Annotated in this window: 4 protein-coding genes and 1 pseudogene; 1 reads left to right on the top strand and 4 read right to left on the bottom strand. The window is 63.5% G+C overall.

Features of this window, described 5'->3' with window-relative positions:
• Positions 1-93: 93 nt before the first annotated feature.
• From EOD07_RS29030 to EOD07_RS29015, 4 genes and pseudogenes are all read right to left on the bottom strand, one after another.
• Complete coding sequence (locus EOD07_RS29030; RefSeq protein ID WP_073988372.1) at positions 94-306, bottom strand: hypothetical protein; 213 nt, start codon at positions 304-306, stop codon at positions 94-96.
• A gap of 125 nt (positions 307-431) precedes the next feature.
• The gene (locus EOD07_RS29025) at positions 432-1,364 is read right to left on the bottom strand and encodes an isocitrate lyase/PEP mutase family protein (RefSeq protein ID WP_127237794.1); all 933 of its coding nucleotides are present in this window, start codon (positions 1,362-1,364) and stop codon (positions 432-434) included.
• A 17-nt stretch (positions 1,365-1,381) separates the two neighbouring features.
• On the bottom strand, positions 1,382-1,879 hold the full coding sequence (locus EOD07_RS29020) for a hypothetical protein (RefSeq protein ID WP_127237793.1): 498 nt from the start codon (positions 1,877-1,879) through the stop codon (positions 1,382-1,384).
• Positions 1,880-2,028: 149 nt separating this feature from the next.
• Positions 2,029-2,124: pseudogene (locus tag EOD07_RS29015) on the bottom strand (KGG domain-containing protein); the annotation flags it as partial.
• 442 nt (positions 2,125-2,566) lie between these two features.
• Between EOD07_RS29015 and EOD07_RS29010 the strand changes: the two are divergent.
• Positions 2,567-2,791, top strand: coding sequence for a hypothetical protein (locus EOD07_RS29010; RefSeq protein WP_127237792.1), 225 nt, complete (start codon positions 2,567-2,569; stop codon positions 2,789-2,791).
• Positions 2,792-2,931 lie beyond the last annotated feature (140 nt).

Genomic DNA, 2,931 nt, shown 5'->3' with positions numbered 1-2,931 from the left:
GGCCTTCCCAGCGTGGCCACTGATCGGAGGTCCCGGGACGTCCTGTGTTGGGTGAATTGCTCATCTCTCAACCTCGCTTCCATCTCCGGGAGGTCAGCCCTCAGCCTTCATCGTTCGTGCGATCCTCAAGAGCTTGTCGCGGTCATGCCCGTGCTCGCGGATGAGTTCGCGCGCCTGCTTCGGCGACAGATCGGTGTTCTCCGCCAGGAAGCGGACGTCGGGATCGTCGCCGCCCTTGGTCGGCAGGTTGCCCGGTGACGGAGATCCTGCTGCGCCCGGGCGGTGGGGAAGTTCGCGTTTCTGCATGGTCTGTCCTTCCGATATTGAACCAACCCGTCGCGGAGGTGCTGGTTCCTTTCGTTCGCGAGTTTGGGTTGGCAATCTTCGGCGCGGCATGCCCGACCGTTGGTCCACGCTCGCCCGGCTTGCCGTCAGCCCGTCAGCTTCTGCTTGATTTTCGTGACCAGGCCGCCGCCCTGCTCGGACTGGCCCATGAAGCGGTCTTCAATCGCCGCCCATTCCGGCATGCCGACGATGTCCTCGAAATTCTCCATGTCGACGCTTCGGTTCAAATCCATCGCGTGACCTTCGCGCAGGTCTTCGAGCGCTTCCTGGATCGCGCGGACGGCGCGAAACAGCACCGATGTGGGGTAGAGGATCATGCTGAAACCGAAATCATGCATCGATCGCGGCGAATGCCATGGCGTCTTGCCGCCGCCCTCGAGGATGCTGGTCGCCAGCGGCACGCCCTTGAAGGCGGCGCCCACTTCCTTCAGTTCCTCGGCGCTGGTCGGCCCCTCGACATAGATGCCGTCGGCGCCGGCATCGAGATAGCGATGCCCTCGCTCGATCGCGTCGTCGATGCCGTTTGGCTCGGCGGCATCGGTGCGCGCCAGAATGAAGAAATCGGCATTCCTTCGCGCAGCCACTCCCGCCTTTATCTTGTCCACCATCGCCTCGGCGGCGATCACGCGCTTGCCGGCCATGTGGCCGCAACGCTTCGGCGGCTGTTGGTCCTCGATGAACAGCGCCGAGGCGCCGATCGCTTCGTAGCCGCGCACCGTCCGGGTGACGTTCTTCACATCGCCATAGCCGTCGTCGCCGTCAACCAGCACGGGCAGGCCGCAAGCGGTGATGATTTCCTGCGCCTTGGCGTGGTTTTCGCCATATTGCTCGAGGTCGATGTCCGGCACCGCATGCATATGCGCGGCAAGGGCAAAGCCGCCAATCTGATAGGCAGGAAAGCCGGCGCGCTCGATCAGCCGTGCGGTCAACGCATCCGGCGCCGAAGGCAGGATAAGCGGCGCGTGGCTTTCGAGCACGGATTTCCAGGGTCGGCGATCAACGGCGCCTTTAGTCAGCATGAGGTCACTCCCGCCATTCACGTGTCCTGCTTTTCCCGACGGCGCGCGGAAGCTTCCTTCTTGCGCCGCAGCACCTCGTCGGTGCCCACGATGTCCTTCGTGCTGCCGCTGATCGCGGTCGAGACGACTGCCGGCGGATCGCTTGCCGGAAAGCTGCCCTCGAGGCCCGACTGCAACTGCTCTTCCAGCGTGTTCTGATCCTCGGAGCGGCCCTCGGTGCGCCGTTCGTCGATCTCCTCCAGGTCATGCTTGGCGTCCGGATGCTCGCGCACATTGCGCAGCGTCGACACGACGAGCTCGACCGCGAACTCCTTCATCGCCTCGGCGTGCGGAGCGGCAACGTCGGTCTCCTCGACCAGGCGAACGAGCGATCGTTCGAGCTTGTCCAACTCGCGCATGCCCTGGCGGTGCGCCAGTTTCTGTACCAGCGCATGGATCAGCAAGGGACCGAAGGTCGAATAAGCGTGCATGCGGGTCTCGTCGACATGTTCGGGATGAAGCGTATGCAGGGACATTGGTTTGCCTCCATTGAACATCCGCGGCTGCCTGTTGCGGCGGCCGGTGCAAGGTGAACTGGAGGAGGGGGAGGATGTTCCATCGGGGCTGGAGCTCGCGGCAGAAAAATGGCGTCCGTGAAGGATACGGACGCCATTTGAACTCAGCGCTGGCCGCCCTTGCGGCCGGCTTCCGAGGCACGCTGGCGGTCTTCGGCGAAGTTGCCGCTGCCGCCCCTATGCTGGCCCGAGCCCCGCTGACCCATGTTGCGGTCCTCGGCCTGCTGCTGCCCGTTGCCGCGATGCTGCTCATCGCGGTTCTCGTGGCTCTGCTGGCCGGCCTTGACGTGCTGTTCGTGGGTTCCGCCTTGATTGGGCATATCGAATTCTCCGTTGGCTCGGATTTTTCTTCGGGGTGAATTCAAGGACGCGCTCGGCATCCTTGAATAAGGAGAACAGGTGCCGGCAACCGATGTTCCGGCTGAAACATTTCGTGACCCGCATCAGACTGAAGTCCGACTTAGCCAAAGCATTGGACCGGCTTATGCAACCAATGTGCTTTCCACGAATTGGTGAGCGGCCGTCGAGAAAGCCCCCTCCATCGCCGGCCGTGCTGGTGCCCGCCGCTCGCCCCGCGCAATTTCGGCGGGCACCGATATCCACCAACAAAAAGGAGCCGCTTGACCGGCTTCGGAGTGAGACGACGTTTTGACCTACATCTCTATAAAGCCCGCCCGGCAGGAGGCCGAAAGCCTGCCCGCCAACGACAATCAACGTGCCACCCGTGCCGATCTTTCGTTCCTCGATGTGATCAACGACGAGAACGAGATCGCCGACATCGCCAGGCGCGCGGAGCGTCTCGGCCACGCCACGCTCATTGCAATGGCGGTCGGCCTGGCGGCTTTGCCGCTGCTCTATCTGATGTTGGTGTGAGCCGAGTCAGCCCCGCGCTGGCTGGCTCCTCGGAAAAGGCGGTTTCGCTCCGATACCCCACTCGGCAGGCGCCCGTGCTCAGCGTCAGCTCAGCCTGCCTCTAGTCAGGCGGTGTCTTGGAGCGCGACCAGAGCTCGTCC

It is taken from the genome of Mesorhizobium sp. M2C.T.Ca.TU.002.02.1.1 (genome assembly GCF_003997225.1).
The sequence above is the reverse complement of the archived record's forward strand: the minus strand, read 5'-3'. Positions and strand labels throughout refer to the sequence as shown.